This is a genomic window from Nonomuraea sp. NPDC003804, assembly GCF_040610675.1.
Taxonomy (GTDB): domain Bacteria; phylum Actinomycetota; class Actinomycetes; order Streptosporangiales; family Streptosporangiaceae; genus Nonomuraea.
Genome location: NZ_JBEXMT010000028.1, coordinates 23,144 through 42,975 on the forward strand (window position 1 = coordinate 23,144; position 19,832 = coordinate 42,975).

Annotated in this window: 12 protein-coding genes and 1 tRNA gene; 8 read left to right on the forward strand and 5 right to left on the reverse strand. The window is 72.9% G+C overall.

The annotated features are described in order from the left end of the window. Nucleotides 1-57: 57 nt before the first annotated feature. A complete protein-coding gene (locus ABZX22_RS32355; protein WP_354916394.1) occupies nucleotides 58-2,052 on the forward strand; it encodes a protein kinase in 1,995 nt (664 codons plus the stop codon). Between the two features lie 117 nt (nucleotides 2,053-2,169). On the opposite strand, the gene ABZX22_RS32360 is transcribed toward ABZX22_RS32355, so the two are convergent. Continuing rightward, a complete protein-coding gene (locus ABZX22_RS32360) occupies nucleotides 2,170-3,192 on the reverse strand; it encodes a M48 family metallopeptidase (RefSeq protein ID WP_354916397.1) in 1,023 nt (340 codons plus the stop codon). A gap of 86 nt (nucleotides 3,193-3,278) precedes the next feature. Here ABZX22_RS32360 and nadD point away from each other — a divergent pair, with 86 nt between their 5' ends. The 5 genes from nadD to ABZX22_RS32385 all read left to right on the forward strand — a co-directional run bounded on the left by nadD (nucleotide 3,279) and on the right by ABZX22_RS32385 (nucleotide 6,073). Next, nucleotides 3,279-3,893 (forward strand): nicotinate-nucleotide adenylyltransferase, encoded by a 615-nt coding sequence (gene nadD / locus ABZX22_RS32365; RefSeq protein ID WP_354916400.1) that lies wholly within the window; start codon nucleotides 3,279-3,281, stop codon nucleotides 3,891-3,893. Nucleotides 3,894-4,090: 197 nt separating this feature from the next. Continuing rightward, a complete protein-coding gene (gene rsfS, locus ABZX22_RS32370) occupies nucleotides 4,091-4,486 on the forward strand; it encodes a ribosome silencing factor (protein WP_354916402.1) in 396 nt (131 codons plus the stop codon). Then, nucleotides 4,483-5,112 carry a histidine phosphatase family protein gene (locus ABZX22_RS32375; RefSeq protein ID WP_354916405.1) on the forward strand — a complete coding sequence of 210 codons (630 nt, stop codon included), beginning with the start codon at nucleotides 4,483-4,485 and terminating at the stop codon, nucleotides 5,110-5,112. Before rsfS ends, ABZX22_RS32375 begins: the two co-directional genes overlap by 4 nt. A gap of 127 nt (nucleotides 5,113-5,239) precedes the next feature. Continuing rightward, a tRNA-Ala gene (locus tag ABZX22_RS32380) sits at nucleotides 5,240-5,312 on the forward strand. 95 nt (nucleotides 5,313-5,407) lie between these two features. Then, the gene (locus ABZX22_RS32385; protein WP_354916407.1) at nucleotides 5,408-6,073 is read left to right on the forward strand and encodes a hypothetical protein; all 666 of its coding nucleotides are present in this window, start codon (nucleotides 5,408-5,410) and stop codon (nucleotides 6,071-6,073) included. 127 nt (nucleotides 6,074-6,200) lie between these two features. Here the strand turns inward: ABZX22_RS32385 and ABZX22_RS32390 are convergent, their stop codons facing one another. Then, nucleotides 6,201-6,851, reverse strand: a complete 651-nt coding sequence (locus ABZX22_RS32390) for a response regulator transcription factor (RefSeq protein ID WP_354916410.1) — start codon at nucleotides 6,849-6,851, stop codon at nucleotides 6,201-6,203. Further along, the gene (locus ABZX22_RS32395; protein WP_354916413.1) at nucleotides 6,826-7,971 is read right to left on the reverse strand and encodes a sensor histidine kinase; all 1,146 of its coding nucleotides are present in this window, start codon (nucleotides 7,969-7,971) and stop codon (nucleotides 6,826-6,828) included. Before ABZX22_RS32395 ends, ABZX22_RS32390 begins: the two co-directional genes overlap by 26 nt. A gap of 179 nt (nucleotides 7,972-8,150) precedes the next feature. Between ABZX22_RS32395 and ABZX22_RS32400 the strand changes: the two genes are divergently transcribed. After that, a complete protein-coding gene (locus ABZX22_RS32400) occupies nucleotides 8,151-8,825 on the forward strand; it encodes a hypothetical protein (protein ID WP_354916416.1) in 675 nt (224 codons plus the stop codon). Next, on the forward strand, nucleotides 8,822-9,367 hold the full coding sequence (locus ABZX22_RS32405) for a DUF1772 domain-containing protein (RefSeq protein WP_354916418.1): 546 nt from the start codon (nucleotides 8,822-8,824) through the stop codon (nucleotides 9,365-9,367). The genes ABZX22_RS32400 and ABZX22_RS32405 overlap by 4 nt, the downstream gene beginning before the upstream one ends. Before the next feature lie 143 nt (nucleotides 9,368-9,510). Here the strand turns inward: ABZX22_RS32405 and ABZX22_RS32410 are convergent, their stop codons facing one another. Together ABZX22_RS32410 and ABZX22_RS32415 are read right to left on the reverse strand one after the other, a co-directional pair. Then, nucleotides 9,511-14,781, reverse strand: coding sequence for an amino acid adenylation domain-containing protein (locus tag ABZX22_RS32410; protein ID WP_354916421.1), 5,271 nt, complete (start codon nucleotides 14,779-14,781; stop codon nucleotides 9,511-9,513). Beyond that, the gene (locus ABZX22_RS32415; protein WP_354916424.1) at nucleotides 14,778-19,604 is read right to left on the reverse strand and encodes an amino acid adenylation domain-containing protein; all 4,827 of its coding nucleotides are present in this window, start codon (nucleotides 19,602-19,604) and stop codon (nucleotides 14,778-14,780) included. Before ABZX22_RS32415 ends, ABZX22_RS32410 begins: the two co-directional genes overlap by 4 nt. Nucleotides 19,605-19,832: the final 228 nt, after the last annotated feature.

Sequence of the window (19,832 nt, forward strand, 5' to 3'; positions counted from 1 at the left end):
CAGGCGTCACACCGCTAGGGTTGTGTCCCTTATGGGCGCGCCGAGCGGGGAGGGAGCGTGAGCAAGCTCGGCAAGGTCGGGCCATACACCTTGCTCGAACGGCTCGGCCGGGGCGGCATGGGCGAGGTGTACCTGGCCAGCACCCGCAAGGGAGAGCGCGTCGCCCTCAAGGTGCTGCACGACCTGATCGAGGATTCCGCCTCGCGTATCCGTCTGGAGCGCGAGGTACGCGCGTTGCGCAGGGTCGAGAGCCCCTACGTCGCCAGGGTGCTCGACGCCGATCTCGACTGCGCCAGGCCGTACCTGGTGATGGAGCACATCGAGGGCGACAACCTGCTCGACCGGGTACGGCGCAGCGGCCCGCTGCGCGGCGCCGACCTGGTGGAGGTGGCGCAGGGCGTGGCGGCGGCGCTGGCGATCGTGCACGCCGCGGGTGTCATCCACCGCGACCTCAAGCCCGCCAACATCCTCATGGGCGCCGAGGGGCCGGTGCTGATCGACTTCGGCATCGCCCAGGTGATCGACGCCACCAGGCTGACGATGACCGGCACCTTCCTCGGCACGCCGGGCTACGCGGCTCCGGAGCTGTTCGCCGACGAGCACGTGGGCGAGCCCGCCGACGTCCACGCGTGGGCGGCGACGGTCGCCTTCGCCGCGACGGGGCGGCCGACGTTCGGGCGGGGCACGGTCGAGGCGCAGATGTACGCCGTGCTCAACGGGCAGGCCGACCTCAAGGGGGTGCCGGCCGGGCTGCTGCCGCTGGTGCGGGCGGCGCTCAACAGGGAGCCGGGCAAGCGGCCGACCGCCGCGCTGCTGGCCGACCGGCTGGCCAGGCTCGCCAGGGCGACCGTCGCCGCCGACGAGGACGTGAAAGCGCTCAGAGGCAGGGCCGCCGACGCGGCCAGGACGGCGCGGGCACGCGCCGACGAGGAGGTCAAGCCCGCCAGGAGCAAGGCCGAGGAGCCCAAGGTCGTCAAGCCGCGGGCGGCCGATGACGCCAAGGGGATCAGGCCCAGGACCGGCGAGGACGGCAAGGTCGCCAGACCGCGGCCGGCCCCCGACGACGGCAAGCCGGTCCGGGCGCGGGCCCAGGAGGATGGCAAGCCGGTCCGGGCGCGGGCCCAGGACGACGCCAAGGCGGCCAGGCCACGGGTTCAGGAGGACGGTAAGCCGGTCAGACCACGGGTTCAGGAGGATGGCAAGCCGGTCCGGGCGCGAGTCCAGGACGACGCCAAGGCGGCCAGGACGAGGGCCGGTGAGGACGGCAAGGCCGTTCGGTCCCGGTTCGCCGAGGAGGGCAAGGCGGGCAGGGCGCGCGTGACCGACGACGCCAAGGCCGCCCGCGGGAGGGCCGCCGACGAGCCCAAGGCGGGGCGCGGGCGGGCGGCGGAGGAGCCGAAGCTCGTCCGCAGCCGGATGCCGGGCCTGGCACGGGGCCGGGCGCGCGACGACGGCAAGGCGGCGGCCCGCGCGCAGGCCAGGGCGGCACGGGTCCGGCGGGCCGCGGCGGCGCAGGCGGAGCCGGCCCCCACCACGCTGCCCGCGGGGAACGCGGCACTGCTGCTGCTGGCGGTGCTGGCGGTGCCCTGCGTGGTGACGACCGTGATCTGGCCGATCGCCGGTGTGGCGATCACCGGGGCGTTCGTCGTGCTGGTGCGCACGGTGTGGACCAGCCACTGGCTGGTCAGGAACCGCACCTCGAAACGGGTGCGGGTGTCGCTGCGGGTGCTGCTGTTCCCGTTCGCGCTCGTCTTCTCGCTGGTCACCTCGGCGGGCTGGCCGGGGCTGCCCGTCGCGGCGGCCGCCGGCGGGGTGCTGTGGATGGTGGCGGGCGGCGAGCTGGGGCCCGACTGGTGGCAGCAGCCGGCGCCGGTGACGGCGGCGGGCGTGGTGTTCGGCGTGCTGTGCGGGGCGATCACCGGCAGGGAGGTCGAGCGGGCCGGTGCCGGCCTGCCCGAGCTGCGCAAGGAGGGCCTGCGCGCGCTGGCGGTGCTGGGCGGCTTCGTCGCGGTGTGCGCCGCCGCCGTCCGCGCGATCGCCCTCCTGCTCTGACGGGCACATGATCGCTCTGACCGGTACATGACCGCTCTGACGGGGAAACGACTGCTCTGACGGGCGCATGACAAAGGTCTGGAAGGCGGCACTTCCAGACCTTGCCGGTGGGCCGGGTCAGTTGTCGCGGCGGGAGAAGCGGTTGAAGATGCGCTCGCCCGCGTTGACCGCGCCCTCGGCGACGTCGCGCAGGACGCCGATGAACGGGTCCTGGGACTCCGACCAGGAGCGGCGGTAGGACTCGGCGGCTGCCTTGACCTCGTCGGTGACACGGGCGCTGGCGTCGTCCTCGCGGCGCGGATAGGTGCCGCCGACGATGCGCTCGTACTCGCCGCTGCGCTGCCACTTGTCGAGCTCGGCGACGCGGACCACCGCGAACGGGTGCGTGGTGCCGAGCAGGTTGAGCACCTTGAGGAAGCCGTCGCGCAGGTCACCCGCGGTGTCGTACTCCTGGTACTGGGCCAGGAAGGCCTCGATGTTCATCTCGTGGGTGTAGGCGCCGCCCGCGAGCTTCATCAGCGCCCGCTTGGCCGCCTCGGGGTCCTGCCCGCTGAGCAGGCCGCCGCGGTCGGCCGACAGCTCCGACTTGCGGTACCACTCCTCGAGGCCCGCCACGATCGCGCGCAGGCCGATGTAGCCGAGCGGGATCCAGGCCACGCGGGTGGCCAGGCGGGTGAGGATGTCGAGCATCGTCCGGTAGACGGCGTGGCCCGACAGGATGTGGGCGGTCTCGTGGCCGATGACGAAACGCTGCTCCTCCTCGTTCATGAGGTTCAGCAGACCCGTCGTCACCACGATGAACGGGTCGTCGAAGCCGATCGCCTTGGCCTGGACCTGCGGGTCCTGCTGGACGTAGATCTCCGGAACCCGGTGCAGGTCGAGGATGTAGGCCGCGTCGCGGCCCATGTCGTACAGGGAGCGGAACTGGGTCTCGCTCACCCGTACGGCGGAGGCGAGGTACATCAGGCGCAGCCGGCGCTCGCTGATCAGCCCGGACATCTGCTTGAGAACCGTGTCGAACCCACTGAGCTTGCGCAGAGCGACCAGAGCGGACCTGTCTGCGGGGTGTTCGTAGGCACGGGACGAGATGCCGGGCAGTTGCACGCGGTTGCGATCCGGGGTGGTCGTCATGTCCGGCATGCTACGTCGGCGGCGGGTGTGATGCGCGTTTCTCGGAAAGGGGGGTGCTGAATGGCGGGATATGGCATCCGCGTAAGGTCCGTTCCATGATGAACGCGCCCAGTGTCCAGGGAAAGCGACGCGTGGGGGTGATGGGTGGAACCTTTGACCCGATCCACCACGGTCACCTGGTCGCCGCGAGCGAGGTCGCCCACCACTTCGAGCTCGACGAGGTCGTCTTCGTGCCGACCGGCCGGCCGTACCAGAAGGCGGAGAGGGAGGTGTCGGCGGCCGAGGACCGGTACTTGATGACGGTCATCGCGACGGCGTCGAACCCGCGTTTCTCGGTCAGCAGGGTGGACGTGGACCGGCCGGGACCGACGTTCACCATCGACACCCTGCGCGACGTCAAGCGGATCTACGGCCCCGAGTCCGAGCTGTTCTTCATCACCGGCGCCGACGCGCTGGCCGCGATCCTCGACTGGCAGGACGCCTCCGAGCTGTTCGAGCTGGCGCACTTCGTCGGCTGCACCCGGCCGGGCCACACGCTGCGCGACCCGGGGCTGCCGGAGGGGAAGGTAAGCCTGGCCGAGATCCCCGCGCTGGCGATCTCCTCCTCCGAGTGCAGGTACCGGGTCTCGAAGGGCGAGCCGATCTGGTACCTCGTGCCCGACGGGATCGTGCAGTACATCGGCAAGCGCGGGCTCTACCACACGGTCTAGCCGCACGAGGAGAGCCGGACCCGCATGGGCGTCCCCGGCGGGGCAGCGGAGGCGTGTGCCGCTCGCTCGGGCATCGGTGGGACATGAGCCGACATGTACGGCCTGCGGGCGAGAAGCTATGTCCGGCTAAAGCCGGGGATACTATCAGGGTAAGCGTGGGCTATACACGTAGTCACACAGGAGGACAGACCCGCATCGTGACAGCAACCGAAAGATCCGTTCAGCTGGTCAGGGTCGCGGCCGAGGCCGCCGCCGACAAGCTGGCCGATGACATTCTCGCCTATGACGTGAGCGAGCAACTCGTCATCACCGACGCCTTCGTGCTCTGCTCCGCCACCAACGACCGCCAGGTGCGCGCCATCGTCGACGAGATCGAGGACAGACTCCGCATCGAATGCGATGCCAAGCCGGTCCGCCGCGAGGGCGAGCGGGAGGGGCGCTGGGTGCTCCTCGACTTCGTCGACATCGTCGTCCACGTACAGCATGAAGAGGACCGCACCTTCTACGCGCTCGAGCGCCTCTGGAAGGACTGCCCCTCCATCGCGCTGCCGGAGAGCGTCACCAACACCGCCGCCCAGAGGGCCCGTACGTGAGCAAGCGGATCGTCTGCCTGCGTCACGGCCAGACCCTGTGGAACGTGGAGCACCGCTTCCAGGGGCACACCGACATCCCGCTCGACGAGACGGGCCTCGCCCAGGCGGCGAGGGCGGCCTCGCTGCTGGCGTCGCTGCGACCCACCATGATCGTCTCTTCCGACCTGCGGCGCGCCAACGACACGGCGCTCGCCCTGGGCCGGCTGGTCGGTCTGGACGTCTCGGTCGACAAGGACTTCCGCGAGCGCGGCGGCGGCGCGTGGGAGGGCCTGACCCGCGACGAGATCGCCGCCGGATGGCCGGTCGAGTACGCCTCGTGGGAAGCGCCTGACGGCGAGCCCGTGTCCGAGGTGGCCGATCGGGTCGGGGCCGCGCTGCGCAGGTGGACGGGCAGGCTCGGCGACGGCGGGCTGCTGGTCGTCGCCTCCCACGGCGCGGCGCTGCGGCTCGGCATCGCCCACCTGCTGGGGCTGCCCCAGGAGCTGTGGTCGGCGCTCGGCGGGCTCGGCAACTGCTCGTGGTCGGTGCTGGAGGAGGGGCGCAAGGGATGGCGCCTGCTCGAGCACAACGCGGGCACCCTGCCCGAGCCGATCAACAGCGACGACATCCCCGAAGCGGCGTCGTGACCGTCAGGGGGCGCCCGGCGTCCCCTGACGGCGGGTGAACTCGGCCCGAACGTTCGATTATGCGAAACGGGAGAGAAGGTTATATGCTCTCCGAGCGCCGCAACGAGAGAACTCGGAGCGGTGACCAGGGGCTATAGCGCAGTTGGTAGCGCACCTCCATGGCATGGAGGGGGTCAGGAGTTCGAGTCTCCTTAGCTCCACAGCCAAGAACCGCCCCTTACCTGACGCGACAGGTAGGGGGCGGTTCCGTTTTTCGTGGTGCTCTCGTTCGCCGGGATCGCCTAGAGTGCGCCAGGTGATCATCAAACGTTCGACGGCGGCCGCCGGCCTGTTAGGCGGCCTGCTTCTCATGTCCCCGCCCGCGCTGGCCGAAGGCCTCACCGGGCCTGTGTCCCCGACTGAACTCAAGACCGCCCTGCTCCTGCCGGAGGACCTCGGCGCCGAATTCGTCCACAACAAGATCCGGAACAGGGAGTTCCTGGACGCCGAGACCGCCCATACGAAGGCGTGCGCCAAGGCGATCAAGGGGTTGGCTCCGTTCTCGCGGAGCAAGGCCGCGACCTGGCTGATGCGGGACGGCGTCCCCGAGGGGGTCAGGGAGTTCATCGTGAGCGGGACTCGCGCGCAGCTCTCCACACTGGAGCGGGCGGCCAAGGTCATGGTCCGTGACTGCGGCCAGGTCAGAGCCGGCACCAAGAACATGAAGAAGACGATCACCAAGCTGCCGGTCGGCAGGCTCGGCGACAGCGCGTACGGGATCAGGTATCGGGCGGAGAACCCGGCCACGGACCAGGGCCCGGTGATGGCCGTGGACATCGTGATCATCAAGGTCGGCGACGCCATGATCGCGCTGGAACACAGCGGCTTCTACGGCCGGTTCGATCCCGATCTCACCAGACCCGCCGCCGAGAAGGCGGCGACGAGGCTCCGAGAGGCTCTGGAGAGCTCGTCGCGCGGCTAGGCGAGGTGGTGTTCCGGCCCGCCGGAGAGGGTGGGCCGGGATCCGATCCGTGGGTCAGGCCGTGCGCCGTGAGCGGCCTGGACGGAGTCCAGCGATGACGATTCCTGCCCTCGGGCGTGCGGGCCGGTCAGCGGACGAGACCCGACTGGTAGGCGATCACCACGAGTTGCGCGCGGTCGCGGGCGTCGAGCTTGACCATGGCCCTTCCCACGTGGGTGCGGACCGTCGCCGGGCTGACCACCAGGCGCGCGGCGATCTCGTCGTTGGACAGCCCCTCGCCGACCAGCCCCACGATCTCGCGCTCGCGCTCGGTCAGCTCGTCCAGCCGCCGATTCGGCGCCACCGGCGCCCGGCGGGAGGCGAACGCGCCGATCACCCGGCGCGTCACCGAGGGCGACAGCAGCGAGCCGCCGTCGGCCACCACCCGGATCGCCCTGAGCACCTCTTCCGGGTCGGCGTCCTTGACCAGGAAACCGCCGGCCCCCTCGCGCAGCGCCGCGAAGATGTACTCGTCGATCTCGAACGTGGTCAGCATGATCACATGTGTCCCGGCCAGCGTGGGGTCGGCCAGGATGTCCCGGAGCGTGGCCAGGCCGTCGGCGCCGGGCATCCGGATGTCCATGAGCACCACGTCGGGGCGCAGCCGCCGGGTCAGTTCCAGAGCCCGCTCCCCGTCGGCGGCCTCTCCGGCCACCTCCAGATCGTCCTCGGTCTCGATCAGCACCCTCAGGCCGATCCGGATGAGCGGCTGGTCATCGGCGATCAGCACCCGGATCACGGTCGTCCCCTCTCGTCACCGGCAGCCGCGCGCGCACGGCGAAACCGCCCTCCGGCCGGGGGCCCGCGGTGAGCGTGCCGCGCAGCGCCGCCACCCGTTCGCGCATGCCCGTGATCCCGTTGCCGGGGGTGTGCCGCACGTGCCCGGCACCGTCGTCGGTCACCGAGACCTTGACGTCGTCGGCACCATAGTCGATCGTCACGGTCGCCGTGGCCGGGCCCGCGTGCCGTACCACGTTGGTGAGGGCCTCCTGCACGACCCGGTAGACGGTCCGCCCCGTCGCGTGGTGGAGGCGGGCCGGATCGCCGGCGACGGCCAGCTCGACCGGCTGCCCGGCGGCCCTGATCGACGCCACCAGGTCGGCGACGTGTTCGGGGCCGGGGGCGGCGCCGCGGTCCCTGACGAGGTCGAGGGTCGCGCGCAACTCGTCCAGCGCGTCCTTGCTGGTCTTCCTGATCGCCTCCAGCGCGTCCAGCACCTCGTCAGGGCGACGGCGGGCGACGTGGAGCGCGACGCCGGCGCGCATGCTGATCACGCTGAGGCTGTGCCCGAGCACGTCGTGGACCTCCCGGGCGATCGCCAGGCGCTCGTCCTGGACACGCCGCAGCCGCCGCTCCTCCTCGGCCCGCGCCGCCCCGGCCCGCCGGTCCCGGTCCAGACGGATCACCGCGCCGGCCACGAAGGGAAGCAGCATCGAGGCGTTCCAGGCGATCCAGGCGCCGGCGTCCTCGACGACCCACGCGCGACCCCAGCCGATCATGTCCGCGACCAGCAGCACGGTTCCTGAGACGCCCGCCGCCAGCAGCCCGCGCCGCAGGCCGTGGCGGACCACGACGGTGGCGAGGGCGACGTACAGCGCGAGGAAGATCGGCCCGTAGGCGTGGTGCCGCGCGAGCATCCCCGCACCGCAGGCGAGGGTGACGGCCAGGACCGCCGCCGGATGGCGCGACCGGGCCGCCAGCGCCAGGCCGGCCACGACCAGCAGCGTGTAGGCGAGCGCGTCGAGCGCGCGGAAGGGCGGCACCCTGGTACGGGACGCCTCCACGCTTCCCAGGACGAACAGCGGCACGGCGACGGCCGCCACCGCGCCGTCCCACAGCCGGGCTCGGGATGATCTCACGCCTGCCAGCCTAGGAAGCGGGCGGCCGGCCGTCATCAACGTCCGGACGTACGCGCCGTACGTTCCGGCCGTCACCCGGCTACGGCGGATGTGGCAGGGCCCCTACGGCGCGGCCCGCAGACCACGATGCGCCGGCAGGCCGACGACAGCGGCGGCCGGGCGGGGGAACGCTGGCGTCCATGTCCGATGAACGTGTTGCCCATGGTTCCCGCGCACATCCGACGAGCCGCGGCCCGACCGGGTGGCCGCCGCGCAGGCCCCGGTTGCGCAAGGCGGTGCTCGTCGTCCACGTCGGCGCCTCGGTCGGCTGGCTGGGCGTCGCCGTCGTCATGATCGTCCTGGGGATCACGCTCCGGTACACCCAGGACCCGGCCGTCACCCGGGGCGGCTACCTGATGATGACGGTCATCGACGACGTGATCGTCATTCCGGCGGGGCTGCTCAGCCTCGTCACCGGCATCGCCGGCGGGCTGCTCAGCACGTGGGGCGTCGTCAGGTACCAGTGGGTGGTCGCCAAGCTGGCCCTGGTCGTGCTGACAATGGCCAACGGCTTCTTCTTCCTGCACGGCTGGACCGGCCAGGCCCTGGCCGCCGCGGCGGGACCGGCCGCGGCTTCCGGCGGCCACGGCCCCGACGTCGCCAGGGGCCTGCTGATCGCGGGAAATCTCACCGCCTTCGCCCTGCTGGCCGCGGCGACCGTCCTGTCGATCTACAAGCCGTGGGGGAGGACCCGCTGGGGACGCCGCGTGGCCGCCCGGAGACAACGGGGGCGCGCGGATCGCGACCAGCGGGCCGATCGGCAGGCCGACCGGCGGGCCGCCTGGCCGTCCTTGTCCGGCAGGGAGGCGCGATGACGCGCGTCGTGTGGTCCGCCGCGCTGACGGCGACCGGGCTGATGGCAGGCATCATGGCCGGGGGTGTGCTCACCGCTCGGGCCATGCTCGGCCAACCCGCCGCGGTGTACGCCGCGGTCGCCCGGCCGACGCACCAGACCTTCGCGCTGCCGATGACGGCCGTCGCGCTGGTGGCCATCGCCGCGACCGCGACGCTGCTGACGATGCTGTGGAGGCGCCGCCCTCGCCGGGTCGCGGCGACCGCCGTGGCGCTGCTGTGCCTGCTCGGGGCGATCGCCGCGACGCTCGTGGTCAACGTGCCCATCAACGGTCAGATGATCCATGAATGGCCGGGCCGCATCCCGGCGGACTGGGCCCAGGTCCGCGACAGATGGAACACCTGGCACGTCGTCAGGGCGGCGCTGAGCATCATCGCCCTCGGCTGCCTCGCGGCGGCGCGGGCGCCCAGGTTCCGCGCCCCGCGCTCTTCCACGGCGATCGATGCCGACGCTGCCGACGATGCCGACGCTGCTGACGACGCTGACGCGAGGAGGGCCGGTTGACAGAGGACCCCGGTCGCCGGTGACGGCGAGCCGGGGTCCGAGAGGGGGTTGAGGCCGAGAGGTGGGATCCGGGAGGGGGTTGAGAACCGAGGATCGGGTCCGGGAGGGGTTGAAGTCCGGCGGTTGGATTCCGGGCGGGCCGGTCAGGCCGCGCGCAGGGAACGGTCGGCCTCGGCCTGGACGGCGTCGAGCGACTCGGCGATCTCGGCACCGGCCACCGCGTCGGGCAGATCGTCCTCCATCCGGCGCAGCGGGCGGTACCAGAGCCCGAGCGCCCCCCACAGCACCAGCAGCGCGCCGGTGGCCGCCAGCAGGAGGCCGATGCCACGGCCGGGTCCCACGCCGACGATCGTGCCGACGACGGTGTCGGCGAGCGCTCCGCCCGGCTCCAGCAGCGGGGCGAAGAACGCGGTCAGCGGCGGCGCCGTCAGGAAGGCCAGCGGTGTCATCGACACGGCCAGCATCTGGTTGGTGGCCAGCACGCGTCCCTGGAGCTCCAGGCCCACCTTCATCTGGATGAGCGCCATCCAGTGGGTGTTCAGGATGCTGAGGCACACCCACGACACCAGGCCGCCGATCGCCGCCAGCACGACGGAGGGCCGCAGCCCGATCAGCAGCACGCCGAGGCCGAAGCCGCTGACGAAGCCGACCATGCCGATCGCCCTGCGGGAGGTGCCGCCCCAGAACACCATCACCACGCCGCCGAGCACGGCGCCGAGGCCCTGGGCGGCGGTGACGGTGCCGACCGCGGTCACGTCGCCGAACGACAGCAACGTGGGGACGGTGACCGCCAGCGCCAGCATGCCGAGGTAGTTCTCGACGGTGAAGAACGCGATCATGATCATGAGCGGGCGGCGCCGTACGAGGAAGCGCCAGCCGCCCACGATCGACTGGGCGAAGCTCTCCTCGAGCCGGTGGAAGAGCCGGTCGGGGAAGCGGACGGCCAGCAGCGTCGCCAGGCCGATCAGGAACGTGACGATGTCGATCGCCACCACGCCGTGCAGGCCGAACAGCGTGACCAGCGCCGCGCCCGCCATGGGCGCCAGCAGCATGCCGAGCCCGGTGCCGAGGTTGGCGAGGGCGTTGGCCTGCATCAGATACGGCTTGGGCACCAGCTGGGCGACCGCCGCCAGGTAGGCGGGCCGGTGGAAGGCGGTGACCAGGGACAACGTCCCCGATATGACGCCGACCTGCCAGATCCGCAGGTCGCCGAGCCACAGCAGCAGCACCAGCGCGGTGGTCGCCACGGCCGAGACCGCGTCGCACGCCAGCATGACCAGCCTGCGGTCGATCCGGTCGGCGACCGCGCCGCCCAGCGGGGCGGCCAGCAGGGCGGGCAGCACGGCCAGCATCGTCACCAGCGCGTAGTCGGCGACGCGCCCGCTGCTCTGGTAGGCCCACACGCCCAGCGCGAACGAGGTGAGCGCGCTGCCCAGCAGCGAGGCCGTCTGCCCGGCGGCGACGGTGTAGAAGCGGCGCAGGTCCCTGCGCGCGTCGGCACCGGTGACCCCGGTGTCGCCGGCGGGCGCGGGCAGGTCGCCGGACGACCAGGCCGACAGGTGGTGGTCCATGTGGGCGGCGACCTGGTCGGCCTGGTGCTTGAGGAAGTAGTGGCCCGCCTTGGGGATGACCGCCAGCGCGACCCGGTCGGCGAAGGCGCCCCACTCCCGGTAGCGCTCCTGGTAGAGCTCGGTGGCCCGGTCGCGCTCGCCGATCAGGCACAGCACGGGCGCCTGCAGCCTGCGTGGCGCGGCCAGCTCCCCGGTGAACCAGGCGGTGGCCTCCTCCACGTCGTGCCGCAGGGCGCGGATCATGAGGTCGACGTCGGCCGCGTCCTCCTCCAGCCCGAGTGTGCGCAGGAAGTCGCGCTGCGAGCGGTCGGAGCTCCACCGCGAGGAGGGGAAGCGGCGGTTCCACCACGCCGACAGCCTGCCGGGAAGCCGGGCGTCGGGGAAGCTGCCGCCGAGGAACAGCCCGGCGACGGGCACGCCCGCCTCCTCCAGCCGTAACGCGACCTCCGTGGCGGGGGCCGAGCCGACGCAGTGGCCGTACACGACGACCTGCTCGCTGCGCGGCAGCTCCGCCAGGATGGCGTCGACCAGCTCGGGCACCGGCAGCATGGGCTCGTCTGGCCGGGCGGGGTCGTGTCCCGGCAGCTCGACCGCCAGGACGGCGGTGCCGGCGTCCCGTTCGGCCAGCGCGGTCGCCAGGGGCCCGTAGGCGGCGGCCGAGCCGCCGCCGTAGGGGATGCAGAGCACGGTACGGCGGGCCGTGGCGGGCCCGGCGAGCCGGTGCAGGATCCCCGCCTCACCCGCGTCGGCGGACAGGTAGGCGGCCAGCTCCCTGATCGTGGGCCTGGTGAACAGGTCGATGACGCGCAGCGAGGGGTCGATGTCCCTGACGGCGCGGACCGCCTTGAAGGAGTCGCCGCCGAGGGCGAAGAAGTCGTCGTCGACGCCGAAGTCGTCGGTGCCGAGGACCTGCGCCCACGCGGCGGCCACCCTCAGCTCGGCCGGCGTGCTCGGCGGGATCCGCTCGCCCGCCGCGGCCACCTCCGGCATCGGCAGCGCGGCCCTGTTGACCTTGCCGATCGGCGTGAGCGGGAGGCTGTCGAGGACCACGATGGCGGGCGGCACCATGTACTCCGGCAGCCGCTCGCGCAGGCCCGCCCTGATCGCGGCCGGGTCGGCGGTGGCGGGCGCCACCCAGGCGGCCAGCCGCCGGTTGTGGGCCTCGCCGATCGGCAGCACGACCGCCTCCGCCACCCCCGGCTGGTCCTGGAGCGCGGCCTTGACCTCGCCCAGCTCGACCCGGAAACCGCGGATCTTGACCTGGTCGTCGACGCGGCCGAGGAACTCCATCATGCCGCCGGCGTCGAGCCTGACCCGGTCGCCGGTGCGGTAGACGCGCTCGCCCGCGTGCTGGACGAACCTGTCGGCCGTCAGCTCGGGACGGCCCAGGTAGCCGCGCGCCAGGCTGGGCCCGCCGATCCAGAGCTCACCGGGCACGCCACGGGGCAGCGGCCGTCCCGCGGGGTCGACCACGTAGCAGGTGACGTCGGCCAGGGGGGTGCCCAGGGGGACGACGGCCGAGCCCGTCGGCGCGTCCGGTGCCACGCAGGCCAGCACGGACACCGTCGTCTCGGTGGGTCCGCAGTGGATCTGCAGCTCCAGGCCCGGCTTGGCGGCCCTGATGCGCTCGGCCAGTTCCCAGGAGGTCGCCTCGCCGGCGAGGATCAGCACCTTGTCCGGAAGCATCGCGGCCAGGTCGCCGTGCGCCGCCAGGAGCTCCAGATGGCTCGGCACCATCTTGATGACGTCGATGGGATGCGCCGACAGGTAGGCGCTGTAGGCCTCGGGGTCGGTGGCGGTGTCCTGGTCGACCAGGTGGACGGTGGCCCCGGCGACGATCCCGCCGAGCAGGCAGGTCAGGACCAGGTCGGCGGCGAAGGTCGAGACGACGCCGTAGGAACGGTACTCGCCGGTCAGGCGCTCGGCCACCGCGAGCAGGAAGTGGACGATGGCCCGGTGCTCGACGGCCGTGCCCTTGGGACGTCCGGTGGAGCCCGAGGTGAACAGCACGTAGGCGAGGTCCTCGGGCGAGACGGTCACCTCGGGCGGGGTGTCCGGCAGGTCCTGCGCGAGGACGTCCTCCAGCACCAGCGCGCCCGCGATCCTGGACGCCAGGTCCCGGTCGGCGAGCACCAGGCGGGTCTCGCCGCTGGAGACCATGTAGGCCAGCCGCTCGTCGGGAGAGGCGGGTTCGAGCGGCAGGTAGGCCGCTCCCGCCTTCAGCACGCCGAGGATGGCGGGGATGAGCGGGGCGCGCCGGTCGAGGAGCAGCCCGACCGCGTCGTCGCGGCCGACGCCCTCGGCGATCAGCCGGTGGGCGATCCTGTTGGCCTGCCGGTCCACCTCGGCGTAGGTCAGCCCGCCCACCGCGACGGCGTCGGGGGTGCGGGCCACGTGCTCCTCGAACAGCCGGTGGAGCGGCCGTGACAGGTCGTAGTCGCGCTTCGGCCCGGCGGCCAGCGGCCCGGTGACCGGTTCGAGCGGTACGGCGCCCGCCGGCGCGTCGAGGTCGGCGAGCATGCCGTCCAGGAGCGTGACGTACCATCCCGCCATCCTGCGGGCGGTGTCCTCGTCGAACAGGTCGCGGCGGAAGGTCAGCGATCCGGCGTAGGAGTCGCCCGCGTTGTTCAGCGCCAGGTTGAGGTCGTACTTGGCGGTGCGCAGCGGCGGCTCGAACACCTCCGCTTCCAGGCCGGGGAAGCGCGGCGGGGTGGTGGGGGAGTCCACCACGTTGAGCACCGCCTGGAAGATCGGCGTGGTGGCCAGGTTGCGGTCGGGGTTGACCTGCTCGACCACCCGCTCGAACGGTGTCTCCCGGTGCGCGAACGCCTCGAGCGCCACGTCGCGGGTACGGGCCAGCAACTCCCGTCCCGTCGGGCCGCCGGACCTGTCGACGCGCATGACCAGGGTGTTGACGAAGCAGCCCAGCATCCGCTCGGTGTCGGGGTGCAGCCGGCCCGCCTCCAGCACGCCGACGGGCACGTCGTCAGTGGCCGAGACGCGGCCGAGCAGTTCCTGCCAGACCGCCAGCAGCACCATGAACGGCGTGCATCCGGTCTCGGCGGCCACCCGCCTGATCCCCGCCGCGTCGACGCGCAGCGGGATCTCGCCCGCCGACCAGTCGGCCACCGACGGACGCGGCCGGTCGGTGGGCAGGTCGAGCACCGGTTCGAGACCCGCCAGGCGCTCCACCCACCAGGTCGCGTCCGGCTCCGGCCGTCCGGCCAGCCACTGGGCGTAGTCGGCGTACCTGACCCGCGGCGGCTCGGGCGGCTCGGCCAGGCCGAGCCGCGCGGTGTAGAGGGCGGCCAGCTCGCTGATCGCCAGGTCGCGCGACCAGGCGTCGAAGGCGACGTGGTGGACGGTCAGCAGCAGCACGTGCTCGTCCTCGCCGCCGGCGAACAGCGTGGCCCTGGTCGGCGGTTCGGATTCGAGCCGGAAGGGCCGGTAGGCCTCCGTCTCCAATGCCGCCTCCAATGCCGTCTCCAATGCCGTCTCCAGGTCGGCGTGCTCGCCGGCGAACCCGATGGGCACCCGGTCGGCGGGGACGACCGTGGTGCCGTCCTTGCCGACCAGGGTGCGCAGCACCTCGTGCCGTTCCACCAGGTCCCTGACCGCGTCGAGCAGGGCGCTCGTGTCGAGCGGGCCGCGCAGCCGTACCGCGGTGGGCACGTTGTAGGCGGCCCGCTCGTCCAGCTGCGACAGGAACCACAGCCGCGCCTGGGCGGGCGACAGCGGGGCGGGCCCCTCGCCGGTCCTGGCGGGGATCCCCGGCTCGGCCCGCGCCACCGTACGGCGGGCGGCGGCCAGGCGCTCCGCGAGGCGGTCCTGGAGCTCGGTCACTGTCCCGCCTCCATGTCCGCGATGAGCAACTCCTCCACGGCGGCGGCGAAGCCGGCCAGCGTCGGGTGCTCGAACAGCAGCCGGACGGGCACCTGGAGCGCGAGAGCCTCCATGAGCCTGCCGGTGACCAGCGTCGCGGCCACCGAGTGACCGCCGAGGACGAAGAAGTCGTCGTCGGCGCTGACGGCGCCGAGGTTCAGCACCGCCTGCCAGACGTCGGCGACCAGGAGCTCCGCCTGCGAGGCCGGCGCGACGTACTCCCTTCCGGCGTCGTGATCGGGTTTGGGCAGCGCCGCCCGGTCGAGCTTGCCGGAGGAGGTGGTGGGCAGGGCCGCCACGCGGATCCACTGGCGGGGCACCATGTAGTCCGGCAGGCGCGCCCGCAACGACTCCCGCAGCTCGGCGTCGGTGGGTGTGTCGCCGCTGTCGACGAGGTAGCCGACGAGCCGGTCGTCGTGGACCGTCACGGCCGCGTCGGGCACGAGCTCGCGCAGCGCCGTCTCGATCTCGCCCAGCTCGATGCGGTGGCCGCGGACCTTCACCTGCTGGTCGCGGCGGCCGAGGAAGTCGAGCGTGCCGTCCGGCCGCCAGCGCACCAGGTCGCCGGTGCGGTAGCGGCCGTCGGTGAAGGCGGGGGAGCGCAGGCCGCGGTAGCCGCGCGCCACGCCGGCGCCGCCGATCCACAGCTCGCCCTGCATGCCCGGCGGCACCAGGCGGCCGGCCTGGTCGAGGACCTGGACGTCCTCGCCGGGCAGCGGGCCGCCGATGGACACGCTGTCGCCGACCGGCGCGGTCAGCAGCGTCATCGTGGAGTAGATCGTGGTCTCGGTGGGGCCGTAGGAGTTCCACATCTCGCCGACCCTGGCCAGCAGGTCACCGGCGAGCACCGGGTCGAGCACCTCGCCGATGCTGATCGCGCGGACGCGCGGCCCGCCCTTCCAGCCCGCGGCCACCAGCATGCGCAGCGTGGTCGGCGTCGCGGTGAACAGCGTGACCCCCGACTCGTCGATCCTGCGGGCGACCGCGTGGCCGTCGACGGCGTCGTCCCTGCCGAGCAGCTCGATCCGCAGGCCGCAGGCCAGCCCGACCCACAGGTCGAAGCCGAAGACGTCGAAGGAGAACGGTGTCAGGCCGAGCATGACGTCGTCCGGCCGGACGCCGGGGGTGACCCGCATGGCCGCGACGAACGCGGCCAGGTTCGCGTGCGTGACCTCCACGCCCTTGGGCCGGCCGGTCGAGCCTGAGGTGTAGAGGACGTAGGCCAGGTCGTCGGGGCCCGGCAGGCCCGCGTGGCCGGCGTCCTCGGGAAGGCCGGCCAGATCGAGCACGCGCGCCTCACCCGCCACCTCGCGGGCCACGGCCAGCGCGTCGCCCGCCGACACGATCGTCGTGACACCCGCGTCGTCCAGCTGGTAGCGCAGCCGCTCGGCGGGCTGGTCGGGCTCGACGGGCACGTAGGCGGCGCCCGCGCGGGCCACGCCGAGCAGCGCGGCGGGCAGGAAGCGGTCGCGCGGCAGGCACACGCCCACGGTGGCGCCCGCCGCCTCGGCGCCCAGCGCGCCGGCGATCCGGCCGGACAGCGCGGCCAGCTCGCCGTAGGTGAGCGTCGCCTCGTCGTCCACCACGGCGGCGGCGTGGGGCTGCCGGGCGGCCTGCTCGAGGACGGCATGCGCCACCGTCGGCGGCACGTCCTCGGGCAGCGGCGCCCCCGTGCCCCACTGCCTCAGCAGCTCCCGCTCCTCGGCGGTGACCAGCTCGAAAGCCGACAGCGGCAGGTCGGGGCCGTCCAGGAGGGTGTCGAGCAGCCGCATCAGCCGGTCGGCGAACGCCTCGGCCGCCACCCGCCCGACCAGGTCGAGGTCGTACTCGAGCTGCACCTCCACGCCGTCCACCGTGGTGTTGACGAACACGGTGAGCGGCGCCTGCGCGCCGCCGCCGCTCAGCTCGCCGAGCAGCTCGACGGTCAGGCCGCCGCCGGTGGCGGTGACCGGCACGTTCGGCGGCTGGAGCGACAGGACGACAGGGGTGAGCAGGGAGCCGCGCGGGCGCTCGATGCCGGAGACGGCCAGGCGCTCCTGCGGGGACAGGCCCAGGTGGTCCAGCGAGCGGGCGGTCGCGGCGGCGGTGCGCGCGACGGCCTGCCGTACGGGGAGGTCGGGGTCGAGCCTGACACGCACGGGCAGCACGTCCACCAGGGGGCCGACCAGCGACTCCAGGTCGGGATGGGCGCGGTCGGCGACGGCCGCGCCGAGCAGCACGTCGGGCCGGTCGGTCTGGGCGGCGACGAGCAGGCCGAGCGCGGTGAAGTACACCGCGAACGGCGTGGTGCCCGTCGCGGCGGCCAGGTCGTGCACGGCCGCCACGGTCCGCGCGGGGACGGGACGGGTCAGCCGCGTGCCGCGGAACCTGCTCGGCCCGCCGCCGGCGCGCCCGGCCAGCTCGTACGGCGGCGCCGCCCCCGCCAGCTCCTCGGCCCAGAACGCGCGCAGCGGCTCGAGGTCGACCTCCTTCTCCATGAGGGCCACGTCACCCACCTGGACGGGCGGCTGCCCGGCCGCGCCGGTGAGGGCGGCCAGGAGCGTGGCGTTCGACCAGCCGTCGTAGGCGATGTGGTCGGTGACGACGACGAGCTCGGCCGTGGAGTCGTCCTGCCACTGCAGCCAGGCGCGCAGCAGCGGGACCTCGGCCGACAGGTCGAAGCCGTGGGTGATGTCGGGCTCGCCGTCCTCCTCGAACGGGACGGGAGCCGGCGGGCGGACCTCGGCGACCGGCTCGCCGTCCTCACCCATGACGATCACGCTGCGCAGGACCTCGTGGTCACGCACCAGCCCGTCGAGGGCCGCCCTCACGGGCGCGGCGTCGGTGAGCCCGGCCAGGCGCAGCCGGAAGGCGAGCGTGGTGGCGTTGCGGGTGTGGCTCACCTCGCGCAGGAGCCACATGCCGTGCTGGGCGGCGGTCAGCGGGTAGCGGGTCGCGCCGTGGTGGCGCACCAGGGCGGCCGCGCCGGTCGACCGCTCGGCCACCTCGACGAGCGGGGCCAGCTCGGCGATCGTGGGACGGCCGAGGAAGGCGGTCAGGACCACGCGGGCCCCGAGGTCGCGCTCGATCATCGCGCAGACGCGGGCGGCGGCGAGGGAGTGGCCGCCCAGGTCGGTGAAGTGGTCGTGGACGCCCACCCGCTCGACGCCGAGGACCGTGCCGATGATGTCGGCCAGGCGCCGCTCGGTGTCGGTGGAGGGGGCGGTGTACTCGCCGCGGGCGGCGGTGAGGTCGGCGGCCGGGAGCGCGGCCCTGTCGATCTTGCCGGTGGGGCCGAGGGGGAGACGGTCCATGACCGTGATGCGGGTGGGCACCATGTAGTCGGGCAGGCGGTCGCGCAGCCACTGCCGGAGCTCGACCTCGGTGAGAGATCCTGGTGCCGCGCCGGGCGCCGGCTCGACGTAGGCGACCAGGCGGCGGACGTCGTTGCGGTCGGTCTGGGTGAGGACGGCCGCGTGGTTGACCGACGGGTGGCGGACCAGCGCCGCCTGCACCTCGCCGAGCTCGATCCTGAAGCCGGCCACCTTCACCTGGTCGTCGTTGCGTCCCAGGTACACGTAGCGCGCGCCCTGCCCGTCCTGCCCGGCCTGCTCGTCCTGGCTGCTTCGACCGGGCTCGCGCCGGACGAGGTCGCCGGTCCGGTAGTGGCGCACGCCCTCGGCGTCCACGACGAAGCGTTCGGCGGTCAGGTCGGGGCGGTTCAGGTATCCCCGCCCGACCAGCGGCCCGGCCACCCACAGCTCGCCGGGCTCGCCGTCGCCCAGCGGCTCGCCCCGCTCGTCGCGGACCGACAGGATCGAGCCCGCGTAGGGGCCGCCGATGGTCGGCTCGGCCGTGTCGTCGCGGGTGATCTCGGCAGAGGTGCACGTGACGGTGCACTCCGTCGGGCCGTACACGTTGACGACGCGGCGCACGCCGGGGTTGGCGTAGAAGCGGTCGACCAGCGCCCTGGTGAGCGCCTCGCCACCGGCGATGACCGTACGGACGTTCGGCGGGAGCGGCTCGTTGAGCAGGGCGGTGAGGGCGGACGGCGCGCCGTACAGGGCGCGCACCTCGTCACGGGCCGGCAGCGACGGCAGCGACAGCACGGTGTCGGCGACGATCACCGTGCCGCCGGCGATGAGCGGCATGAACATCTGGGTGATGCTCGGGTCGAAGCAGACGGAGGTGGCGAAGAGCATGCCGTGGAGTTCGTCGGCGTAGACGCCGGTCTCCCACGTGAGCAGGGCCATCGCGTTGCGGTGCTCGATGACCACGCCCTTGGGCCGGCCGGTCGAGCCCGAGGTGTAGATCACGTAGGCGACGTCCGAGCCGTCGCCGGTCTCCGCCGGGCCGGGTAAGGCCGCGCCCTCACCGGCGGTGCCCTCGACGGCCGCGCCCTCGACGGCGGTGAGCGTGTCGAGCAGGAGCGGGGCGGCGCCCGACGAGCGCAGCACCGCCTCCTGCCTGCGGGCGACGGGTGTCGAGGTGATCAGCTGTGCCATCTCGGCGTCGGCGGCGATGAACTCCAGCCGGTCGGCGGGGTAGGCGGGGTCGAGCGGCACGTAGATCGCCCCCGCCTTCCACACCCCGAGGACGGCGGCGAGCAGTCCTTCGTCCCTGTCGAGGCACACGCCCACCGAATCTCCGTGCCCCGTTCCCCGGCGGCGCAGTTCGGCGGCGACCAGTTCGGCCCGTTCGTCCAGTTCGGCATAGGTGAGGCGGGTGGTGCCCGCCACCACCGCGGTGCGCTCAGGAGTGCGTCGCACCTGCGCGGCGAATGCCTCGTGAACTCGTTCGATCACCAAGGGATCTCCCCCAGCAAGAGTGCCTGTTTTTCCGGGGCACACATTTGCACCGTGCGGGAGGGTTCGGGGTATATGACACGTTTCGTTACCAGAACGATGATCTTGTCAGAAGTTAAGAAAGTTTCCTCTGACTGGGTGAGGTAAACACTTTACCTACGGATGGTCATCCCTCCATGTCGCGCTGTATTCGCGACCGGCCGGGCCTGCGGTGTGGCGGCGTGTTCG